General features: G+C 36.5%; 20 protein-coding genes. 3 read left to right on the top strand and 17 right to left on the bottom strand.

Annotation, left to right across the window (positions count from 1 at the left end):
* From ACFQ32_RS00870 to ACFQ32_RS00860, 3 genes are all read right to left on the bottom strand, one after another.
* Positions 1-1,755, bottom strand: coding sequence for an ABC transporter ATP-binding protein (locus ACFQ32_RS00870; protein WP_046325026.1), 1,755 nt, complete (start codon positions 1,753-1,755; stop codon positions 1-3).
* Between the two features lie 72 nt (positions 1,756-1,827).
* Entirely contained in the window at positions 1,828-2,043 is a 216-nt protein-coding gene (locus ACFQ32_RS00865; protein WP_046325029.1) for a YneF family protein, read from the bottom strand.
* Positions 2,044-2,111: 68 nt separating this feature from the next.
* Complete coding sequence (locus tag ACFQ32_RS00860) at positions 2,112-2,360, bottom strand: DUF896 domain-containing protein (protein ID WP_046325031.1); 249 nt, start codon at positions 2,358-2,360, stop codon at positions 2,112-2,114.
* A 144-nt stretch (positions 2,361-2,504) separates the two neighbouring features.
* On the opposite strand from ACFQ32_RS00860, the gene lexA reads away from it, so the two are divergent.
* Positions 2,505-3,128 carry a transcriptional repressor LexA gene (gene lexA, locus ACFQ32_RS00855; protein ID WP_046325032.1) on the top strand — a complete coding sequence of 208 codons (624 nt, stop codon included), beginning with the start codon at positions 2,505-2,507 and terminating at the stop codon, positions 3,126-3,128.
* A 37-nt stretch (positions 3,129-3,165) separates the two neighbouring features.
* On the opposite strand, the gene ACFQ32_RS00850 is transcribed toward lexA, so the two are convergent.
* Positions 3,166-3,534 (bottom strand): MerR family transcriptional regulator, encoded by a 369-nt coding sequence (locus tag ACFQ32_RS00850; protein ID WP_379906728.1) that lies wholly within the window; start codon positions 3,532-3,534, stop codon positions 3,166-3,168.
* Positions 3,535-3,599: 65 nt separating this feature from the next.
* Between ACFQ32_RS00850 and ACFQ32_RS00845 the strand changes: the two genes are divergently transcribed.
* Positions 3,600-3,899 (top strand): hypothetical protein, encoded by a 300-nt coding sequence (locus ACFQ32_RS00845; protein WP_046325034.1) that lies wholly within the window; start codon positions 3,600-3,602, stop codon positions 3,897-3,899.
* A 225-nt stretch (positions 3,900-4,124) separates the two neighbouring features.
* Here the strand turns inward: ACFQ32_RS00845 and ACFQ32_RS00840 are convergent, their stop codons facing one another.
* From ACFQ32_RS00840 to ylxM, 7 genes are all read right to left on the bottom strand, one after another.
* Positions 4,125-4,892 carry a nucleoside phosphorylase gene (locus tag ACFQ32_RS00840; protein ID WP_046325228.1) on the bottom strand — a complete coding sequence of 256 codons (768 nt, stop codon included), beginning with the start codon at positions 4,890-4,892 and terminating at the stop codon, positions 4,125-4,127.
* Positions 4,893-4,989: 97 nt separating this feature from the next.
* Entirely contained in the window at positions 4,990-5,337 is a 348-nt protein-coding gene (gene rplS / locus ACFQ32_RS00835; protein WP_034981588.1) for a 50S ribosomal protein L19, read from the bottom strand.
* A 117-nt stretch (positions 5,338-5,454) separates the two neighbouring features.
* Positions 5,455-6,180, bottom strand: coding sequence for a tRNA (guanosine(37)-N1)-methyltransferase TrmD (gene trmD / locus ACFQ32_RS00830; RefSeq protein WP_046325035.1), 726 nt, complete (start codon positions 6,178-6,180; stop codon positions 5,455-5,457).
* Positions 6,170-6,685, bottom strand: a complete 516-nt coding sequence (gene rimM, locus ACFQ32_RS00825; protein WP_046325036.1) for a ribosome maturation factor RimM — start codon at positions 6,683-6,685, stop codon at positions 6,170-6,172. Before rimM ends, trmD begins: the two co-directional genes overlap by 11 nt.
* A 64-nt stretch (positions 6,686-6,749) precedes the next feature.
* Positions 6,750-7,022, bottom strand: coding sequence for a 30S ribosomal protein S16 (gene rpsP, locus ACFQ32_RS00820; RefSeq protein WP_038523039.1), 273 nt, complete (start codon positions 7,020-7,022; stop codon positions 6,750-6,752).
* 87 nt (positions 7,023-7,109) lie between these two features.
* On the bottom strand, positions 7,110-8,537 hold the full coding sequence (gene ffh, locus ACFQ32_RS00815) for a signal recognition particle protein (RefSeq protein ID WP_046325037.1): 1,428 nt from the start codon (positions 8,535-8,537) through the stop codon (positions 7,110-7,112).
* Positions 8,538-8,541: 4 nt separating this feature from the next.
* Positions 8,542-8,883, bottom strand: coding sequence for a YlxM family DNA-binding protein (gene ylxM / locus ACFQ32_RS00810; RefSeq protein WP_046325038.1), 342 nt, complete (start codon positions 8,881-8,883; stop codon positions 8,542-8,544).
* Between the two features lie 364 nt (positions 8,884-9,247).
* On the opposite strand from ylxM, the gene ACFQ32_RS00805 reads away from it, so the two are divergent.
* Positions 9,248-10,681 (top strand): APC family permease, encoded by a 1,434-nt coding sequence (locus tag ACFQ32_RS00805; protein WP_046325039.1) that lies wholly within the window; start codon positions 9,248-9,250, stop codon positions 10,679-10,681.
* 78 nt (positions 10,682-10,759) lie between these two features.
* On the opposite strand, the gene ACFQ32_RS00800 is transcribed toward ACFQ32_RS00805, so the two are convergent.
* The 6 genes from ACFQ32_RS00800 to ACFQ32_RS00775 all read right to left on the bottom strand — a co-directional run bounded on the left by ACFQ32_RS00800 (position 10,760) and on the right by ACFQ32_RS00775 (position 21,707).
* Entirely contained in the window at positions 10,760-12,184 is a 1,425-nt protein-coding gene (locus ACFQ32_RS00800) for a C69 family dipeptidase (RefSeq protein ID WP_046325040.1), read from the bottom strand.
* Positions 12,185-12,215: 31 nt separating this feature from the next.
* Positions 12,216-13,451: a signal recognition particle-docking protein FtsY gene (gene ftsY / locus ACFQ32_RS00795; protein WP_084619562.1), complete on the bottom strand. Its 1,236-nt coding sequence runs from the start codon at positions 13,449-13,451 to the stop codon at positions 12,216-12,218.
* 2 nt (positions 13,452-13,453) lie between these two features.
* The gene (gene smc, locus ACFQ32_RS00790; protein ID WP_046325041.1) at positions 13,454-17,017 is read right to left on the bottom strand and encodes a chromosome segregation protein SMC; all 3,564 of its coding nucleotides are present in this window, start codon (positions 17,015-17,017) and stop codon (positions 13,454-13,456) included.
* Positions 17,018-17,029: 12 nt separating this feature from the next.
* The gene (gene rnc, locus ACFQ32_RS00785) at positions 17,030-17,716 is read right to left on the bottom strand and encodes a ribonuclease III (protein ID WP_046325042.1); all 687 of its coding nucleotides are present in this window, start codon (positions 17,714-17,716) and stop codon (positions 17,030-17,032) included.
* Positions 17,717-17,823: 107 nt separating this feature from the next.
* Positions 17,824-19,596 carry an oligopeptide ABC transporter substrate-binding protein gene (locus ACFQ32_RS00780; RefSeq protein ID WP_046325043.1) on the bottom strand — a complete coding sequence of 591 codons (1,773 nt, stop codon included), beginning with the start codon at positions 19,594-19,596 and terminating at the stop codon, positions 17,824-17,826.
* A 335-nt stretch (positions 19,597-19,931) separates the two neighbouring features.
* Positions 19,932-21,707, bottom strand: coding sequence for an oligopeptide ABC transporter substrate-binding protein (locus ACFQ32_RS00775; RefSeq protein WP_046325044.1), 1,776 nt, complete (start codon positions 21,705-21,707; stop codon positions 19,932-19,934).
* Positions 21,708-21,919 lie beyond the last annotated feature (212 nt).

Here is a 21,919-nt window from a genome sequence, read left to right as displayed (position 1 = left end):
TTATTCACCCACCTTGTCTTCTAATTCCTGTCTTTGCCACATATCAGCGTACCAGCCATCTAGTTTGAGTAACTGATCGTGAGTACCTCTTTCAACAATGCGGCCGTCTTTTAATACTAAAATTAAATCGGCATTCATGACAGAAGTAAGTCTGTGTGTCGCAATTAAAGTTGTCTTGCCTTGTCTTTCTTTCTTTAAAGAATGCAAAATAGCCATTTCTGTTCTGGCATCAACAGCAGAGAGAGCATCATCTAAAACTAATATTTGACTGTGCTTAAGTAAAGCTCTTGCAATCGACATCCTTTGCTTTTGCCCACCAGAAAGTGAAACACCATTTTCACCAACCAGGGTGTTGTAGCCACCCGGCATTTCTAAAATGTCATTGTGTAAATCACTCTTTTTTGCGGCAGTGATAATTGCATCCTTATCACTATCTGCATTTGAAAATGCAATGTTCTTTTGAATACTAGTAGAAAATAAATAATTATCCTGCGGTACATAAGAAATTTGCCGCAATAAAACATTAAGTGGAATTTCTCTAATATCATACCCATTTAGAGTTATCTGGCCATCATACTTGTCAAATTCTCTCAGCAAAAGCTGAATTATAGTTGTTTTACCGGCTCCAACTTTACCAACAAGTCCCAAAGTTTGTCCCGTTTTTAGAGTAAAATTAATATTATTCAGCACTTGAACATTTGGTTCATCCGGATATGCGAAAAATTTAACGTGATAAGCAAGATCCCCTGCTATGTCCTTAGCCGAAATCTTTTGATCTGCAAATTTATCAGTAATTTCTGATTTTTCTTCCAGCAACTTTTCTATCCGGTCGTAACTGGCACTACCACGCTCTAAGATGTTAAAAAGATAACCAATCGCAAACATCGGCCAAACCATATTGCCAATATATGCAATAAAAGAAACCAGTTGACCAATGGTAAGAGCTTTATTGAAAACCAAAAGACCACCATAAATAATGGTAATAGTATAGGTTAAACCAATAAGCAATGTTCCTAAAGGATCAAACAGTGAATCCCATTTAAAAACTTGTTTATTAATTTTAATGGTGTCTTCAACCATCTGGTCAAAAGCGGCAGTATCTTCTTGACCCTGACCAAATGTTTTTAAAACTTTAATACCTGAAACTGATTCCTGCGTTTTATTATTCAGCCTTGAAAAAGCCGCTTGGGATTTGTCAAATGCATCGTGAAGCCTGTCACCTAATTTCCAAGCTCCCCAAGCTAGAAATGGTAATGGCAAAAGAGCAACAATCGTCAGGCGCCAATCAACAAATGCAATCATTGCAACCATAGTCGATACACTCATGATAAGAGAATCCACCAAAGTTAAAACGCCTTCACCCGCAACTTCCTGGACAGCTGAAACATCATTTGTGGCATGAGCCATTAAGTCCCCGGTTCTGTGACGTTGATAAAAAGTACGATCCATCGCCATAAAGTGATCAAATAATTTCGATCTCAATTGCAATTCAAGTTCAGCAGCTCCACCCCATATTTGTCTACGCCAAAAATAGCGAAAGCCATAAAGCAAAAGGGCGGAGAAAATAATAGCTAAAATTAACAGACTATATTCTTGCCAGCTAATGTGACCCTTATCCAATTGATCTGCCATTAAGCCTAATATTCTTGGTGGTACTAAGTTAACAACAGATGTAAGTGCTAAAAATGTAATACCGATGAGGTAACGCTTTTTCTCTTTTTTAAAGAACCAACCTAATTTAAAAAATATTCCCATTATTCACCTTAAAATTCAGTAAAAAAGCGGAGAAATTATTCTCCGCCGCACTAATTCAATCTAGTAAAATTGTTATTTTTGGTGCTTCATCATGTTCATCACTTGGTTGACCTTCTTAGCCGAAGGCTTTTGGCCCATTTGAGACATCATAGCAACAATCATATCTTCACTGATTGGCGGATTATCTTTAAAATATTTTTTCATATATGATCTAGCACCATAGAAGCCCCCTACAAGGCCCAATAATAGTGCAATCACAATCAGAAAAATCGCTAATCCTAAATTCATAAAAAATCACCTCAATTTGTCCAATAGTTATATCTTACCTAAAAAATAAGGAAAATTAAAGATCAAAGTTAATCTTTTCTTAAACCTTTTTTTCTTTGAGCTCGCTTTGCTTTCTCAGACGTAATTTCCTTACCATTCTTGTCAATTATGACTAAATTTTCAACATCTTGCTTGAAGCCAGCTCTAAAATTTTTGATAAATTCCTGGTGTAATTCCTTACGTTCTTTCTCTTCAGCTTCAGTTAAGCCTACGGATTTCTTTTTGTGATAAAGCTCATTAATACGATTGATTAATTTTTTTTCGGGATCTTCACTCATCTTTGCACCTCTCAATTAAAAAATTCTACCTTATTTTGGCAACGAAAAAAAGTATAAATTTTTTTAGAACGTTTGTTTGCATTATACGAAATATTTTGCTAAAATTAAATATATAAGAAAACGTTTATAATACTGGAGATAATTATGACAACTAAACAAAATACTAAGCAGTTGCAAATTCTACGCTATATATATGAAACAGTTGAGGACAGAGGATTCCCTCCTACTGTACGCGAAATTTGTCATGCTGTAGATTTATCTTCAACTTCAACTGTACACGGCCATTTATCTAGGCTAGAAAATAAAGGTCTACTGATCAAGGATGCCACCAAACCAAGAGCTCTGGAAATAACCGATGAAGGTAAAAAAGCAATTGGCGTCCAGCCGAAAGAAATTCCCGTAGTTGGTGATGTCACAGCTGGTCAACCGATTTTGGCTGTTGAAGATATAGAAGATTACTTTCCCTTACCTCCAGATCTGGCAAACGATGCCGGAGATCTTTTCATGTTGAGAGTTCATGGTGAAAGTATGATAAACGCTGGTATCTTAAACGGAGACAATGTCATTGTCCGTAAGCAGTCTTCAGCAATCAACGGAGAAATTGTAGTGGCTATGACCGATGAAAATGAAGCAACTGTAAAACGGTTTTACAAGGAAAAAGGTCACTATCGATTGCAGCCTGAAAATGATACGATGGCACCGATTATATTGTCAAGTGTTCACATTTTAGGTAAGGTAGTTGGTCTGTACCGTAATACTATTATTTAATAAAAGAACTTTATAGCATTATTGGGATAAATAAAAATCATTTTTTACGAGTTTCAATAATGCTTTTTATTTGCAAAATTTCTCCTACTTCTTCCAGCACTTTTTTCTGCATTTTTAATTTGTTTATTTTTGCATTTATAACAGCTATTTTATCCTTAATTAACTTTAAGTTTTGTTTACGCTGCTTTTCAGTACTACACGACTCATCGTGTAGTTTTTTTATGTCCTTTATTTCTTGAAGTGAAAAGCCTAAGCCTTGGAACTCTTTAATTGCTTCAAAAGTATCAGTTTCGTTTTCAGTAAACCAATAGTTTTTTCCCTTACGACCAGGATTTAATAATTTTAAATAGATATAATGTCTAACGGTATCAGGTGTAGTATTTTCCTTTTGAATAAATTCTTTCAAATACATAATTATTTCCTTGACGTTGGGTCGACCCCAGATGGTTAAATTTTTGTGGAGGTATTAAAATGTCATATCTTACAATCTTATTTAATATTATATATGGTGTTATCATGATCAGCGCCAGCTTTCTATCTTTTACTAGTTTGCCAATTTGGCTAATCATGATCAACGTTTTGTTTGCATTAGGCATTATTGCCGGAAGTTTTCTAAAAAAACCACTTTTAACTACTATATTTCTAGTAGCAGTTTTACTTACCGCTCTAGCAAATGGAATTTTTCTTTACGGACAAATCACTTGGTCTCACTGGTTTATCAGACTTATTTTGACTATTATTTTGATTTGCTTGAACTTTAAGTATTTTTAGATATTTATCTAGCAAAACTCCTGTTAATAGTCAAGCGTAACTTCTCAAAATACTGTCATGATGGCAAGAAATTGACTTTCCACAACTAATGCATTAAATCTATTCACAAACTTTATATTGAAAATATACTTGAAAATGTTGTTTCTAAAGCTTTTATGTTATTTGCTTGTGAATTGTGTGGCTGTTTCACTTTGGTTCCACAGCAGTATTTTTTCACAAACTTGGTTAAATTTCCTTAATAATATTTGCTGCCAAATTAATGGCTGTCTCATGAGCATCTCTGCCCCAGCTTCTGTCATCATGCTTTTCTAGGTCTTTAAGAGAATCCGCTGTAAATAATATTTGTGCAAAATCTGCCTCTCTAAATTGTGCACACGCAGCCATTGCTGCACATTCCATCTCTACACAAGAGGCTCCCAACTCTTTAGCCTGCTTTACTTTCTTGACAGTTTCCCTAAAGAAGCCATCAGTTGTCCAGGTAGTTACTTCTTCAACCTTAAGACCTTCTTCTTTCAGCAATTTTTTGGTCTTAGTTAAAAACTCTGACTTTAAGTCAATATACGTTCCTGGTTTCATATAGTGGAAAGAAGTGCCCTCATCTCTAATAGCTTTTGTAGGCACTAGAAAATAGTTTTCTGGTAAATCAACTAAGCAGCCTGCTGATCCTATTGCTAAAATCTGTTTAACTCCGTAACTTATTAACCAATCTAATAGCGCTACAGCAGCTGCAGCACCTATCTTTGCCTGACAAAAAGTAATTTTTTGTCCGTCTAAATCAACCTCATAAATTGGAGTTTCTCCTTCGAAGCAGTCAAAGAATCCAAGCTTTTTATGAGGATAACGAGCCAAAAAATCACTGATTACAGCAGGAGTTAAGAATGCAAACAACAGCTTGGGCTGAAAATGAAAGTTATTAATTTCTTGTTCGTGATCGGGTTCTAAAACAGCCCTCGGATCAGTATCAAAAGTTAACAAAAATGGTTCTTTCATAATTCTCCTCCTCAATAAAAATATATTGCTAAAGATTTTAACATAAACAAAAAAGAGAATCATCCCTTTTGGAAATGATTCTCTTTCACTTAAGCGTGAATTAACGACGCTTTTCTGCAATTCTAGCAGACTTGCCGTGACGATCACGTAAGTAGTAAAGTTTAGCACGACGTACACGACCATGACGCAATACTTCAACTTTAGCAACACGGGGATCGTTTACAGGAAAAGTACGTTCTACACCAACACCAGATGCCATTTTACGCACTGTGTAACTGGCACCAATGCCAGTGCCCTTACGCTTGATAACTACGCCTTCAAACATCTGAATACGTTCATGTGAACCTTCGACAACACGCACATGAACACGAACTGTGTCCCCTGCACGGAAGTCAGGTATATCATCACGTAATTGTTCTTTAGTTAATTCTTGAATTAATGGATCCATTTTTATTTTCTCCTTCTGCGGCATTCATTAGCGTTTTCTACGTCAGCGGAATACCCCTAACTATTAGTGCAAAATAAATTTACACCTCAATCATACTAGCAAAAATACCAGGTAAAATCAAGTTTGATCTTCTTCTTGTTTTATTTCTGCCAGCATTTTTTCTTCTTCTGCACTTAAAGCATGTTGCTCAAGTAAATCTGGTCTGCGTAAATAAGTTGCACGCAATGCTTCTTTATGACGCCACTGCGCAATTTTTTGGTGATTGCCTGAGGTTAAAACCGCTGGAACTTTCATTCCTTGAAAATTCTCCGGTCTAGTGTATTGGGGATATTCCAGTAACCCATGAGCAAAGCTTTCCTCTACTGGTGAAGCATCATTACCTAAAATTCCGGGAATTAACCTGACTGTAGCGTCTATCATACTCATTGTTGGCAGTTCACCACCTGTCAAAACATAATCACCGATTGAAACAATTTCATCAGCCAAATCATAAACGCGTTGATCAAAACCCTCATAATGACCGCAAATAAATGTCAGGTTTTCTGCTTGAGACCAATCCTGCGCCATTTTTTGATTAAAAGTTTTACCCTGCGGTGCGGTAATGATTACTTTACCTTTATTCTTAATTGAGTCGAGTGCTTTTTTGATCGGCATAATTTGCAAAACCATGCCAGCACCCCCACCATAAGGACTGTCATCAACGTGATGGTGAATATCAGTGGTAAAATCACGAAAATTGACTAAATTGAGCTGCCATTTGCCATCATCTAGCCCACGCCCAAGCATCGAAGTCGTGAGCGGGGTAAACATGTCAGGAAAAAGCGTCAATACATTAATCTTCATTGCGTAATCCTTCCAAAAGTTCTACAAATATCTTTTTATGTGCAATATCTATTTTCTTAACTACTTCATCAATATAGGGGATTAAATATTCATTACCATTTTGTTCGGTAACTTCCCAGACATCGTTTGCACCGGGAGTCTCAATACCAGTTATTTTACCTAAATCATTGCCTGACTGATTATCTATGATTGCACAACCCAAAATATCGCGGTAATAATATGCGCCATCAGGCAGGTTATGTTGATTTTGCTTGCTGACAACTAGCGTTTTTCCTAGCAATTTTTCAGCGCTATCAATATCAGTTATTTCATTAAATTGCACTAGCCAAAATTGCTTAAAAGGTCTACCGCATTTAACAGTTAATTTGGTTTGCGGATTATCCTTTAAAGCTAGTTCTTGGTTTGAGGCAAAGCGTTCTTCAGGAAAATCAGTAATCAGAGCAACTTTTACCTCTCCTTTTAGTCCATGGGTAGACAATATACGCGCAACATCATAAAATTGCATAGTTTCTCCTACTCAAAGAAAAAAGCTTGAAGCAGTTGACTTCAAACTTTTAATAAACGATTCACTATTTATTGAACTTTGAATCATGCAGCTTCTTCATTAAGCCTGCACCTGAAAGTAGTGAACGTACAGTATCTGAAGGTTGTGCACCCTTCTTTAGCCATTCAAAAATTTTATCTTCATCTAATTTCAATTCCTTAGGAACGGAAACTGGATTATAATAGCCAACTTCTTCAATAAAACGACCATCACGTGGCATTCTGGAATCAGCGACAACAATTCTGTAAAATGGCTTTCTCTTGGCACCCATACGGCGCATACGAATTTTTACTGACATAAAATTATTTCCTCCTAAAAGTTACGTTAAATAATATAGCACGTATTTTTAAAGGTGTAAAGTGTTTTTACTTAACAGGTGCTTTTTTTATGAATGATACCTCTTGACCTTCATCCGTTTTTTCTTATTCTTCTTAAATTTCTTCCCCATGTGACGCATAGCCATTCGTCCCATTGGTGAATTCATTCCAGGCAAATTATCCATTCCCTTAAAATTACCTTTGGTAATTTTACTCATCATATCTCGGGCTTGTTTAAATTGCTTAATCATTCTGTTGACTTCAACAATTGGCCGACCGGAACCAGCTGCGATTCTCCTTCTGCGACTTGGATTGAGCAATTCGGGATTTTCTCGTTCTTCTTTAGTCATAGATGAGATGATCGCTTTTATGTAGACAATTTGTTTTTTATCAAAATTAACATTTTTAAGCTGTGGATTGTTAGCCATTCCGGGAATCATCTTCATCAATTGATCAAGAGGACCCATTTTCTCAACTTGTTCAATCTGATCGACAAAATCGTTGAAATCGAAGGTATTTTCCTTCATCTTTTCAGCAACTTCTTCAGCCTTTTTGGCATCATAATCCTGCTGGGCTTTTTCAATTAAAGTCAGCATGTCGCCCATGCCTAAGATTCTTGATGCCATCCGGTCAGGATAAAACGGCTCTAAGTCAGTTAATTTTTCACCCTGTCCGGTATAGATAATCGGTTTACCAGTTACAGCTCTGATTGACAGTGCAGCACCACCACGAGTATCACCGTCAAGTTTGGTTAAAATCACTCCCGTAATATCTAAGCGGCTATCAAAGCCTTTGGCAACATCTGTTGCAGCTTGACCTGTCATGGCATCTACTACCAATAAAATGTTATCTGGCTGCGCCACCTTTTTAACTTGCTCAAGTTCTGCCATTAACGGTTCATCAATTTCCAAACGACCAGCCGTATCAATGATGACATAATCATTTTTATTTTTATCAGCTTGACTTAAACCATTTTGGACAATTTGAGCGACGTCTTTTTCGTCTCTTTCACTATAAACAGGGACTTTTAACTGGTCACCAATTTGCTCAAGCTGGTCAATGGCGGCTGGACGATAAACGTCGCCTGCAATTAACAGCGGCCGCGCTTTTTCTTTTTGCATTAATCTGTTAGCCAACTTGCCCACTGTGGTAGTTTTACCAGTACCTTGCAATCCTACCATCATGATAATAGTGGGAATGTGCTTAGACTTGTTTAAGGTTACGGCACTTTCCCCCATCATCTTGGTTAATTCGTCATTAACGATTTTAATAACCTGCTGACCGGGATTAAGGCTTTCCTGAACCTCTTTACCCAAGGCTTCTTGTTTAATCTTTTTGATAAAATCTTTAACAACCTTAAAGTTGACGTCAGCCTCAAGTAAGGCCAGTCTGATTTCTCGACTGGCGCTATTGATATCTTCTTCAGATATTTTCCCTTTACCGGTTAAATTTTTTAAAGCTTTTTGAATTCTCTCACTTAAATTTTCAAATGCCATAGAATTATTCTCCCCTCAGTTGGTTTAATAAATCAGTAGTTATTTGCAAAGCCAGGTCTGACTTGTCTTTCCGAAGTGCAGTCGTAACTTTAAGCAATTTGTCTTCTATCATGTTGTAATCTCTTTGCATGTGCAATTTATCTTCGTATTTTTTAAGCAGGCGCCGGCAACGACGCAAATTGTCGTATACGGCTTGACGAGAAACTTGATGGTTTATAGCTATTTCTCCTAAAGATAAGTCATTATAATAATAATCTTCAAAATAATCTTGTTGACTCTTGGTTAAAAGACTACCATAGTATGCGTATAGATCGCCTAGCATTTCATTTTTTTCAAGTTCGTCCATTACTCTCACCTTGAACCAGTATAGCAAAAATGTCAGAAGTTGACGATCTTGAAAGCCAAAATTTAAGTAAATGAAAAATATAAATTCTTGCTTTCTGAAATGTAAATCTGTATCATTATTTTTAATTTGGTTTTGGGGATACCTATGTCAATTTTGAATAAATTATCCCTTAAAATTCTACAAACGGTACATATTATTATATAATTTCGTACCGTTTTTTATTTGGAATCTCTGCCAAAATATCTGAATGAGGTAAGTTAGTAACAACTGTTTAACCCGTTCGCATTTAAACATTAGCAAGTGCTTTTAAAAACGCAGTGTATTTTCAAACAAATTATAAACTAAAGTTAAGGGGTAGTTTAATGTGAATTTATGGCAATTAATGAATCGCAAAGAAGATCCAGGCATTTATCAAGAAAAAGACGGTCATTTAGTTAGAACGCTCAAGGTGCGTGACTTCCTGGCACTTGGTGTGGGCACAATTGTTTCTACTTCAATTTTTACTTTGCCTGGAGAGGTTGCGGCTTTACACACCGGTCCGGCCGTAGCCATATCATGTGTGATAGCATCTATTGTCGCCGGTCTGGTAGCTTTTGCTTATGCAGAAATGGCTGCAGCTATGCCTTTTGCAGGTTCAGTTTATTCTTGGATTAATGTCATTTTCGGTGAATTTTGGGGCTGGTTTTCAGGCTGGGCTTTACTAGCAGAGTATTTGATAGGAATGGCCTTCATTAGCTCCGGTTTGTCAGCCAATTTGCGTGCACTAATTGCTCCACTCGGCTGGAAACTACCTGCTAGTTTAGCTAATCCATTAGGTGTCAATGGCGGTTTATTAGATTTGGTCGCTCTATTAGCTATTTTATTAGCAGCCTTTCTAGTTAGTTTTGGCGTTTCTAAAGCCTCTAGAGTTGAAAACATCCTGGTAGTTGTCAAAGTGCTCGCTATTTTACTTTTTGTCGTTGTTGGCTTAACAGTTATCAAAAAAGCTAACTTTATTCCTTTTATACCTCATTATCGCGCCACAAGTCACGGTCCTTTTGGTGGCTGGCAAGGAATCTATGCCGGAGTTTCCATGATTTATATCTCCTTTTTAGGCTTTGATACAATCGCTTCAAACTCGGCTGAAGCTGTTAATCCCCAAAAGACTATGCCGCGTGGAATTATCGGCTCTTTATTAATTGCGGTGGTGCTTTTTGTGGCTGTGAGCTTGGTTTTAGTGGGTATGGTTCCTTACCAGCAATATTTAAATTCTGCTGAACCAGTCGGATACGCTTTGAGAACAGCCGGTTTTACTCACATAGCCACCATAGTACAATCGGTTGCTATTTTAGGGATGTTTACAGCTTTGATCGGCTTATGTATGGCAAGTTCCCGCTTAGTGTATTCATTTGGCCGTGATGGTATGATTCCTAATAAACTGGGTAAATTAAATAATAATCACCGTCCCGCAAACTCATTATGGATTGTGGCGCTAATTGCGATTATTATTTCAGCTTTTATTCCCTTTTCATTTTTAACACAATTGGTTTCTGCCGGTACTTTGATAGCTTTCATGTTTGTTTCAATCGGTATTTACCGTTTGAGACCACGTGAAGGAAGAGATATTGCCGATCCGGCTTTTAAAATGCCCTGGTATCCGGTCCTTCCGCTTCTGGCATTTTTAGGTTCTTTTGCTGTTTTTTGGGGATTAGATCTGCAAGCAAAGAAATACATGTTAATCTGGTCACTAATAGGGATTGTTATCTATTTTGTTTATGGTATTCGTCACTCAGCCATGAACAAAAGCAACAAAAATTGAATCATTTAGCTATAGTTAACAAAAAAGTCTGGAAAAATTTTCCAGACTTTTTTAAATATTTTTAAACCAGAATTGAATTTATAGGTTTTCATCCATATTAAAAGTTAATTTTGACATATTAATTGAATCAATCATCATTTGCGCCCATAATTTCTCAGACCGTTTTCTGGTATAAGCAACTGTTTCTTGGTTTGCTTTGGTTAAGTATGAAGTCAACTCACTGCCATTTTTAGTTCCTGCTGCTTTAATAACATCATAAACCCGGCGACGATAATATTGGTTCAATTCATTTAAATAATCTGTATCCAATTGCACAAATTGTGGATAGTGGGTTTCTACCAAAGCCGCCAGTGATTTATAGTACCACCAAGCATCGTTAAGATTATATGTCATAGAAGTATTATTATATGAAGGATCCGTGTCCTTCATATTAGCAAAAAATGGTACAAATGGTGTGAAAGTTGGACCACCAATGCACAACCACATAATAGCAGCTTTATCATGATCAACATCATTTCTAATTTGCAAGATATGAGAATTTTGGGTTCTGTTTAATCCAATTGGCCGAAAACGGTGTTTTTGCTCCTCTGTTCCTTTACCAAATGGATCATAAGGTGTGTTTTGGTAATGACTGCCGAGGACAAATTCAATATCCTCTCTGGTTATTTTCTTCGCCGCACGCCGAATGAATGGTAAATCACCGTCAGTCGGTTCTTGTTCAATTTCAGGGTTAAAATATTTTTGACCATACCAAACTCTATTAGTGTTATAGTAACGATCTTGTTCACTATAAGTGCCAAAAATGTGGCGGAAATTCCAACCTTGATGATCAACATTTAAATGATTTTGCGAAACAAATTCTTGGATTCCATCACTCCACATAAAGTTTGCAGTATCATCAAAATCAACTTGTGCGATTGAAACCCGGTTGGCTGCTATTGCATAAGCATCATCTGGAATACGCTGTGCTACCCAGTGATGGCCGGTAACTATTTCCATATACCATATTTCATCTTTATCACTAAAGAGAACTGAGTTACCAGCTGGCGAACCGAATTTGGCAATCAGTTTTCCTAAATATTCAACTCCGTTTCTAGCAGAATCAATATATGGCAGCACAACAGATTGCATGCAATCTTCGTCAAGTCCGTCCTTTACCAGGGGATCGAAAGCTAGTGCACGTTCATTGCCATATGTCGATTCAGTACAGGACATAGCAACATTTTTTTGATTAATGCCGCTCTCATCGTAATAGCCGCGATTTTTATAGTCAACGTTAGGTACAGCTGGAACCGCCTGAGCGTTTTCCGGTAAGTCTAACTTAAAATTGTTTAACCAAGATTTAATTTGACGGCCACTTTCATTTTTAGCTGCAGGTCTGATAATGAACTTTTGCGGCGTAATAGGACGAAAAGTATCATCATTCCGAGCAATCATAGTTGAACCATCAACCGACGCATTTTTACCTACTAAAATTGTTGTACACGCACTGTATGCTTTCATTAAGTATCTTCCTTTTGCACAAATTTTATTCTTAAATTAAATCATGAAATAGTCCAACTGCATAATTTGCAGCATCAAAATCTGCCAAATCGCTTGCCTTTTCACCTAAACCGACTAATTTAACCGGTAATTTCATTTCGTTTCTGATCGCTAATACTACCCCACCTTTTGAGGAGCCATCTAACTTAGTGAGCACCAAACCTGTTAGTTTGGTAGTTTTATCAAAATCTTTGGCCTGCAATAATGCATTTTGACCCGTTGAGCCATCAAGCACTAAAAGAGTTTCAGTAGGTTCTTCTGGAGCTTGCTTTTTTATCGTTCTTTCAATCTTTTCCAGCTCATTCATTAAATTCTTTTTATTTTGCAATCTACCAGCTGTATCCACAAGTAAAAAATCATAATTTTCTTGCAGAGCTTTTGTCGTGGCGTCATAAACAACAGAAGCCGGATCGGCTTGTTCCTTGCCAGTTACAACAGAAACACCAACTCTTTTTCCCCATTCACTGAGCTGTTCAACTGCACCAGCTCTAAATGTATCGGCTGCAGCTAAGAGAACAGACTTACCTTGGTCCTTAAAACGTTTTGCCAATTTGCCAATTGTAGTGGTTTTACCGGCGCCATTGACTCCGACAAAGAGATAGATATTTGGTTTACCGTCATTATGAACAGTTAGCTTTTCATTTTCTGAATTACCACTTTCATCATAAAGGTCAACTAATTTTTCTACTATCACCTTTTTTAAATCGTCTCGAGATTTGGCTTTTTGCAATTTAGCTTCATCACGCAGTTCGTCTGTCAGTTCTTCAGCTGTTTCATAGCCAACATCAGACTCAATTAGTAGCTCCTCCAAATCGTCAAAAAAGTCTTCGTCAACTGTTCTAAACTGTGCGAAAAAGCGATTTAATCTAGCACCAAAACCTTGATTCGTTTTCTCCAAGCCTTTTTCATATAACTCAGTTTCATCCTCCTGATCTTCGCTAGCTGTTTCGTCCTCAGCTTCTTCATTTGGAGTCTGCTCCAGCGATGAAGTAGTAAAATCTTCATTTTGCTTTTCAGATTCATCTGTCTCAGCAGAATCTTTTTCTATTGCAGCTGACTCGTTACTACCGTCTTTAGTAATTTTTGTTTTTTCATCTTCTGCTTGGTCAGCGGAAACGTCTTGATCCTCTTTAGGACTTTCGTTTTTAGGTTGATCATTATTTTCGTTATTTTTGGTTTCGTCATTTTCACCAAACAATGATTTTTTAATTTTATCAAATAAACCCAATTTTATTTCACCTCATTTTTTAATTCTTTTAAAGAAACGGATAATACTTGTGAAACTCCTGATTCTTGCATTACAACACCATAAAGCTGGTCTGCTCTTTCCATTGTGCCCCTTCTATGTGTGATTACAATAAACTGGGTATGCATGTCATATTCTTCTAAAAAGTTGGCAAAGCGAGTAACATTAGAGTCGTCCAACGCAGCCTCGACTTCATCTAACACGCAAAATGGCACTGGCTTAACCTTCAGCATGGCAAAAAGAAGAGTGATTGCGGTCAATGCCCGTTCCCCACCAGAAAGTAAACTGAGTCTTTGCAGTTTCTTTCCTGGTGGTTGAGCTATAATTTCGATACCGGTAGCTAATAAATGATCCGGGTCAGTTAAGACTAGCTTGGCACTACCGCCCCCAAAAACAACTGGGAATAGTTCATTGAAGCTTTTAGCTACAGCAGTGAAAGTTGTTTTAAACCGATTACAAACTTCTTGATCAAGTTCTGACATTGATTCTTCTAAATTATCTCGCCCTTTTAGCAAGTCATTTTGTTGAGCATTAAGAAAATCATACCGTTTCTTAACATTATCATACTCTTCAATTGCTTTTAGATTAACTGGCCCGATATCAGCAATAGACATACGATGCAATTTCACATCTTTTTGCAGTTGGGCACGATTTGCTTCGGTATTTTCCTTTTCTGCTTGATTCAAAGCTGCCTCATATGTTAACGAGTAATCAGAACTCAGGGTATCTAAACGCTGGTCTATCTGGCTATTTAATTGCGCTATTTTGACAGAATATTCTTTTTGCTCGGCAGCCGCATCTTTACGCAGATCATAATTTCGGCTTGCCACCTGATCAAGCTGGTTAATTTGTGCATCATACTGGCCTAGTTTAGAACTCAAACTATTAAGCTGCTTTTGTAATTTCTGCTTCTTAACGGCGCCATCATTTTTTTCCTGCTCAAAAGCTGTCTGTTTTTTATGATCAAGAAGATCATTCTGTTTAAGTTCATTTAATTTTTGCTCTAAAGTAGCAATTTGTTTTTGCTGCTGGTTTGCATCCCGCCTTTTTTCAGATATTTGTTTTGTAATATTTTCCAACTTGTTGGCATAAACAGCAATCTGCGGATCAAGCTCGTTCAATTTGGACTGAATATCATGATTTAGTTCAGTAAAATTTTTAATACGCAGTTGCAGATCACTAATTTTTTGCTTTTGCTGAGAAATATCTGTTTGAAATCTCTTCTTTTCTTTTTCCGCTTGCATAATCTTTTGCTTAGTGGAATCAATTTCCTGATCGCGTTCTTCTTTTTGCTGCTCAAATAAACTATTAGCAGCCTTTAACCTGTTAACTTCTTTTTCCTGATTTTGATACGAAAGTGCTGTCTCACCTAAATTCTGTTTCAGATTTTGGAGCTTTGCTTGTGCATCTTTTACTTTTTTGAGCAAAACATTATTTTTCTTATTGACAACAGCTAAATCTGCTTCGCTATTTTTTATTTTCAGCTGTAATTTGCCAATTTTTTGCTTTAGTTCACCAAGTTCTGCTGTAGTTTGAAGCGGAGAATTACTTTTTTGATTGCGCACTCCTCCTGTCATTGAACCACCAGGTGAAATAACATCGCCATCAAGCGTAACAATACGATAGCGAGAAACGCGTTGCCTAATTTTTAGCGCATTATTTATGGTATCAACTATTATGGTATTACCAAGCAAATAGTTAATCGCGGGCGTAATATTTTGACCAGGCAAACTTTTAACTATTTCACTTGCAATACCTTGAAAGCCAGAAAAAGATGAAATCGTATTAATCGTCGAGGAAGGGATCGAATACTCCCGCAAGCCATCAAGGGGTAAAAAAGTAGCTCGTCCAGCACGATTTTCTTTTAACTGGTTAATGGCATCCCGAGCATCCAGTTTTGTTGCAGTTACTAAATTTTGAACTCCATTACCCAGAGCCGTAGCCATGGCAATTTCATATTTTGCAGGAAAAGTAATTAATTCACCCACAGCACCTATAACACCATGGTAATCTGCTAAATTATTTAGCACATTTTTAACACCATAAAAATATCCTTCGTGACGTTTACGGATATTTTCCAGTGCATCATGGCGTGCCCTTAATTGACTGAATTGTTGGCTTTCTGTAGAAAGAGAATTTTGCAAAGTCAACAAATTATTTTGCGTTAGTTCTTGCTCTTCAGATAGCTCCTTTATCTGTTGTTTCTTATTTTGATAATCTTGTTTAAGCCTTTTGCCTTCGACCTGAAGTCTATTAAGTTCATCTTTTTCTGTTTTTAGTTCGTCAGAAACATTTTCTGTTTGCAGTTGGGTATTATCACTAAGCTTTTTTAGTTCAGAATTAAGATAAACGATTTCATTGTTATTAGAAGTTTGATCTTGTAACAACTGAATATAATTTGATCGCAGCTGCTCTAAATTTTGGTTCAGTTGTTCCGGGTTTTCTTTAAGCTGTGCCGTTAACCCTACTCTCTTATTATTCAGTTCCTCTTGTTCTTTTTTTAGATAGCTTTCTTCTTCAAGCAGATTAGTTGTTTCCTTTCTGGTACTCACTACCTGCTCTTTTAAGTCGCTTAACTCGGACTGATATTCTTTTTTAGTAGCTTCATTATACTGTTTGCTCTGCTCGGAAACTTGCAAATGCGTATTTATTTCGGAAAGCTTTTTTGTCAACGAAAATAAATCATTTTGGACTTGATCTTTTTGAGCATTTAAAGTCTGAAATTCTTTTCTTTTGTCAGCTACCGCACCCTGAGATGTCTTAACTTCTTGATCTAATTTTGTTAACAGATTTTGATTTTGGTCAGCTTTTTCTTGCACAGTTTGTTTTTGTTTATCTAAATCTTGAATCTCAAATGCTAACAAAGTTTTTAGTTCCTGATCCAGACCTTTTTTCTGAAATTGATATTCCTTTGCGAGAGAGCTTTGTTCATGAAGTGGCTCAATTCTCTGCTCCAGTTCTTTGACTAAATCATTGATGCGCACCAAGTTATCTGTTGTCTGTTGTAATTGAACTTTTGCTTCTTCTTTTTGCTTTTTAAAATGTAATACTCCAGCTGCTTCCTCAAACAGTGAGCGCCGCTCTTCAGGACGGGAATTTAATACTTGATCAACCCGTCCTTGTGAAATGATGGCTAAGCTTTCTTGTGAAATGCCAGAATCCAGAAACAAAGCTCGGACATCTCGTTGTCTAACACTTTTTTTATTTATTAAATATTCGTTATCTCCCGACCGTAAAATTCGCCGAGTTACAATTACCTGCTCATCCTTAAAATTAAGTTCACCTTTTTTGTTGTCAAAAATAAGGGAAACTTCAGCGTGATTGGCCGGCTTACGAAATTCACTACCCGCAAATATCACATCTTTCATGTTTGAGCCCCGCAAAGACTTGGCGCTTGACTCACCCATGACCCATCTTATTGCTTCGGTAATATTGCTTTTACCACTACCATTAGGACCAACTATGCCAGTAATACCAGTATCGAATTCTATTTTTGTTTTTTCGGCAAAAGATTTAAAGCCGTCAATTATTAGTTCAGTTAGTGGCACACACTCATCTCCCTAATTAAGCTTATTTAAAGCGGTTTTTGCAGCCTCTTGCTCTGCAGCTTTTTTATTATGGCCTTGCCCTTGAGACAATACTTTGCCATTGACAACTAACTGTACAGTAAAACTAGACGGCAGCTGTTCTTCTTTCAGAACTTCATATTCAATCTTTACTGGTCCGTTTTGCTGCAGCAATTCTTGTAAATCTGTCTTATAATCACGTGAAGCATCAAATTTCCCGGCATCAATTAACGGATACACTGTTAAACTCAAAAAATGTTCGACTGCTTCCATGCCCTGATCAAGAAAAAGCGCTCCGTTAAATGCTTCAAAAACATCCTCTAGCAGTGTCTTACGAGAACGTGCACCAGCTTTTTCCTCACCATGACCTAGATTAATTTCAGCCGGAAAGCCAAATTTCTGAGCAAATTCCGCAAAGCCTTCAGTATCAACAATATTAGAACGCATTCTGGTTAATTCACCCTCATTGAGACTCGAGAAATTACGATAAAGGTAATCAGATATTGCTAATTCTAAAACTGCATCACCCAAAAATTCCAACTTTTCATAATCACGAATGCCGTCTCCAGGATGCTCGTTGGCATATGAAGAGTGGGTAAAGGCTTCTTCTAATAACTTCTGATCGTTAAATTTAATTTTATATTTCTTATCTAATCGATTAATAAACTTGGTACTAACCATTCTATCATCTCCTTAATAACCTAAATTATACCAGTTTTTGAGTGTAAAAAAGAAAACTATTGTTTCAAAAAAACAATAGCCTTCTAATTTTTATTCTATATTAACTTTTATTTTGTATAAGCAACCTTGTACCAAAGTGGATGTCCGTTATTTTGCTTAGATGGCTTTTGTGAATAACCGGTAAGTTTGCTGTTAACGGCATCAATTTGATATGCATTGTAAAGCGGAACAACATAAGCCTGATCAAACATGTATTTTTGCCATTCATGGAATTTTTCTACACGATACTTATGGTTAAACGCTTTTTGAGAATCCATCTCTTTGATTAGTTTCGTATTTTCTGGAGTGACAAAACGTGAATAGTTGGACATTGTCCCTTCACTGTACATTTGTTCTTGAGAAGGTTCAGACGAAAGACCCCATGCAGCCATAAACATGTCAACGTCAGGTGAATCATGTTGAACTTTATCATAAAATGAATTAAATTCTGTCAAGCGGCCACCGACCAGTTTAACATTTAAACCAATTTTATTCCATTGTTGAATAAAGTTTTGCATGATTGGTTGTTGAATTGAATTACCAGACATAGCCATGAAATGAATAGTTAATGGCTTGCCATTAGGTTGTACACGCCACTTGCCTTTTTTCTTGTAGCCAGCTTTATCTAAGATTTGATTGGCTTTCTTAATGTTATAGGTATACCCTTTAACACTTTTATCAAAATAATCACCGAATTCTGCTGGAATTAAAGTTGGAACTTGGAAGCTTAAGCCATCAGTATAGTGTCTATAAACAGCATCAGTATTCATTGCATAAGCTATAGCTTGACGTAATGCCTTGTTATTCATTTTGGCTTTCGGATTCATCACGTTCTTTGATTTTTTACTATCCCATTTACCAACCTTGAAAGCTAAATAACTGTAATATAGAGGAATTTTAGCAACAAATGTGACATCCTTGGTATCCTTAACTTGTTTCCACTGGCTGTTAGTAACCCTGATAATATCAAATTTATGATTTTTAATTGATTGTGAAGCAGAGTTCGGGGAAACAACTTGATAAACAATTTTATCTAATTTCGGCTGACCACGCCAATAATATTTATTTGGAACCCAGGTAACAGATTGACCACGTACAATTTTATCAAGCTTATAGGGACCAAAGAACAAAGGATTCTTTCTCAACTTATCTGATGATTCCAGTTTTGCGAAAGGAACATCTTTTAAATAGTGATATGGTGCGGCTGCCTCCCAAATATAGCCGTTACCACTATAATACATACCAGGTTTTAATTCTTTGCAGTGTAACACTACTACTCGTCCATCTGGACCATCAGGCATTTCTATTCCTGAAATTGTTTTGGCCTTGCCTTCATGATATTCTTTCAACCCATTAATAATATTGAGTTGATTGGCGTATCTTTGAGATTTAGTTGCTTTATTTGCAATTATCTCATACGCGAATTCTATATCCTTGGCAGTAACCTGCTTACCGTCAGACCATTTAACGCCCTTTTTAACTGTGATAGTGGCAGTATTGGCTTTACGATCGAGTTTAAGAGTAGCTGGACCCTTATCGTTTATCTTGTAATCATCATCTGTTTCAAATAATGATTCTTGACCAGGACTTGCGACATCAGCACTTGGTTGATCCATTTGCAGTTCTTCGTTAAAGACGCCGGTGAATGGTGTATCAGTTATTTCAGCAACTTTAATTGTTCCACCCTTCTTGGCAGTCTTAACTGGGGTTTCAACTGGGAATTTGCTAGCAGTCTTAGCTCCCTCATTGCTAGTGCTCTTATTGCTTTTACCACAAGCTACTAAAGTTAACGTAGCTGTTGTTACAATTCCGACTGTGCCTATAATTTTTCTTGTTCTCATCATACATGTCTCCTTTATATGCAAAGTTAATAGTATTTTGGAAACAAGCTAACAGATAAATGTTAACATTAATCATTAAAAAAGCAAGGCAAATCCAGAAATTATACTGTCTATAAATAGTAAAGTAATTAAAAAATAAATATTATTCAAATAATAAAAATTCTTTCAAATGTTTTGAGTAATAAATATCATAAAGAATTAAATTTATATTTTAAAAGATATAAATGATTCATATATATCAGTATGACACTACAAGTATTAAGGAAAAACTTTAAAAAGCAAAAATAAAAAATACCAAACTATTTTGCTAGCCTGGTATTTTTACTTAAATTCTATTATTTAACAAAACCAACTTGGTACCATAGCTGGTGACCATTGTTATTTTGTGATGGCTTCAAGGAGTATCCAGTAATCTTGTCATTTACAGAATAAATTTTATAAGCATTTACTGTTGGAACAACATAAGCCTGGTCAAACATGTATTTTTGCCATTCGTGGAACTTTTGAACACGATATTTATGGTCTAAAGCCTTTTGAGAATCAATTTCATCAAGTAGTTTACTGTTCTCTGGAGTTACAAAACGTGAGTAATTAGATGGTGTTGCTTCTTTGTAAAGGTCTGCTGGAGATGGTTCACTTGAAAGGTTCCAACCTGCTAAGAACAAGTCTACTGAAGGATCATCGTGTTGAACCTTATCATAAAATGAGTTGAATTCTGTCAAACGACCACCGACTAAGGACACATTCAAGCCAATTTTATGCCATTGTTGCAAATAATTCTGAATAAGTGGCTCTTGTACAGCACTCCCTGACATCGCCAACAGATTAATTTTCAACGGCTTACCATTTGGTTTAGCACGCCATTTACCCTTCTTTTTATAGCCAGCTTTATCCAAAATTTGGTTTGCTTTTTTCAGGTCGTAAGTATAACCCTTAATGCTCTTATCATAGTAATCACCAAACTGTGCCGGAATCAAAGTTGGGACATGGAAAGAAAGCCCTTTGGTATAGTGTTTATAAACTTGGTCAATATTCATCGCATAAGCCATTGCCTGACGTAGTGGCTTATGATTCATTTTGGCATTAGGATTCATGACATTTTTGCCCTTTTTGGCATCCCACTTACCAACTTTAAATGCCATGTAACTATATGACAAAGGAATTTGAGCGACAAAATTTACATTCTTAGTCTTTTTAACTTGATCCCATTGTGAATTAATAACCTGAATAATATCAAATTTGTGACTCTTAATTGCTTGACTAGCGGAATTAGGATTAATAACCTGGTAAATGACCTTATCTAATTTTGGTTTACCACGCCAATAATATTTGTTTGGTGTCCAAGTTACTGATTGCCCACGAACGATCTTGCTGACAGCATATGGGCCAAAGTATAACGGCTTTTTCCTAATTTGATCAGACTCTTTTAGCTTACTAAAAGGAACATTCTTTAAGTAGTGATATGGTGCAGCTGATTCCCAGAAATAACCGTTACCACTGTTGCTCATACCTGGTTTCAATTCAGGGTAATGAAGCACAACTGTTCTCCCGTTAGGACCATCAGGCATTTCAATACCTGAAATCGTCTTGGCCTTACCATCATGATATGCTTGTAAACCTTTAATAGTGGCTAACTGACTAGTATATCTTTCTGATTGTGTGGCCTTATTAGCGAATATTTCATAGGAATATTCCACGTCTTTAGCAGTAACCTGCTTGCCATCTGACCACTTAACACCCTTCTTGATAGTGATGGTGACAGTCTTATTCTTTTTATCCAACTTCATTGTAGCTGGACCTTTATCGTTAATTCTATATTTATCATCAGTATCAAAAAGTGATTCTTCACCAGGAGATGCAACTTCACTGTCAATAGCACTCATAGCTAACTCATCAGAAAAAATTCCTGTGAATGGTGTATCTGTTTCTAAGGCAACTTTAACAGTTCCACCCTGTTTAGCTTCCTTCTTGGGTACTGCTACCGGAAACTTACTAGCTGTTTTAGCATTAGAATTGTCATTGGCCTTATTATTAGATTTACCGCAAGCTACCAGCGTTAAAGCAGCTGCTGTTACTACCCCCAATGATTTATATAAATTAGATTTTTTCATCTCTACATAACTCCTTTTTATTATCAGGAAAATTTAATTTTCAAAACAAGTTAATAATTAAATATTACCACATAAAATTAAAAAAGCAACGGTTTATTCATTTTTGTTTAATAGATATTTATTTCAAAAAGAGCAATTTCTGATGTTAAATGTTGCCGTAAATACCTAATACCAACTTTATCAGTCTTTATGGGGTAGAAATTAAACAGTTT

Source organism: Lactobacillus melliventris, assembly GCF_042679465.1.
Classification (GTDB): Bacteria; Bacillota; Bacilli; order Lactobacillales; family Lactobacillaceae; genus Lactobacillus; species Lactobacillus melliventris.
This window is presented reverse-complemented; position numbering and strand designations above follow the sequence as displayed.

What these genes read in the sequence shown, in the direction of transcription:
- ACFQ32_RS00870 (WP_046325026.1), bottom strand. Translation starts at nt 1,755, where the DNA reads ATGGGAATATTTTTTAAATTAGGTTGGTTCTTTAAAAAAGAGAAAAAG.
- ACFQ32_RS00865 (WP_046325029.1), bottom strand. Translation starts at nt 2,043, where the DNA reads ATGAATTTAGGATTAGCGATTTTTCTGATTGTGATTGCACTATTATTG.
- ACFQ32_RS00860 (WP_046325031.1), bottom strand. Translation starts at nt 2,360, where the DNA reads ATGAGTGAAGATCCCGAAAAAAAATTAATCAATCGTATTAATGAGCTT.
- lexA (WP_046325032.1), top strand. Translation starts at nt 2,505, where the DNA reads ATGACAACTAAACAAAATACTAAGCAGTTGCAAATTCTACGCTATATA.
- ACFQ32_RS00845 (WP_046325034.1), top strand. Translation starts at nt 3,600, where the DNA reads ATGTCATATCTTACAATCTTATTTAATATTATATATGGTGTTATCATG.
- rplS (WP_034981588.1), bottom strand. Translation starts at nt 5,337, where the DNA reads ATGGATCCATTAATTCAAGAATTAACTAAAGAACAATTACGTGATGAT.
- trmD (WP_046325035.1), bottom strand. Translation starts at nt 6,180, where the DNA reads ATGAAGATTAATGTATTGACGCTTTTTCCTGACATGTTTACCCCGCTC.
- rimM (WP_046325036.1), bottom strand. Translation starts at nt 6,685, where the DNA reads ATGCAATTTTATGATGTTGCGCGTATATTGTCTACCCATGGACTAAAA.
- rpsP (WP_038523039.1), bottom strand. Translation starts at nt 7,022, where the DNA reads ATGTCAGTAAAAATTCGTATGCGCCGTATGGGTGCCAAGAGAAAGCCA.
- ffh (WP_046325037.1), bottom strand. Translation starts at nt 8,537, where the DNA reads ATGGCATTTGAAAATTTAAGTGAGAGAATTCAAAAAGCTTTAAAAAAT.
- ylxM (WP_046325038.1), bottom strand. Translation starts at nt 8,883, where the DNA reads ATGGACGAACTTGAAAAAAATGAAATGCTAGGCGATCTATACGCATAC.
- ACFQ32_RS00800 (WP_046325040.1), bottom strand. Translation starts at nt 12,184, where the DNA reads ATGAAAGCATACAGTGCGTGTACAACAATTTTAGTAGGTAAAAATGCG.
- rnc (WP_046325042.1), bottom strand. Translation starts at nt 17,716, where the DNA reads ATGGTTAGTACCAAGTTTATTAATCGATTAGATAAGAAATATAAAATT.
- ACFQ32_RS00780 (WP_046325043.1), bottom strand. Translation starts at nt 19,596, where the DNA reads ATGAGAACAAGAAAAATTATAGGCACAGTCGGAATTGTAACAACAGCT.
- ACFQ32_RS00775 (WP_046325044.1), bottom strand. Translation starts at nt 21,707, where the DNA reads ATGAAAAAATCTAATTTATATAAATCATTGGGGGTAGTAACAGCAGCT.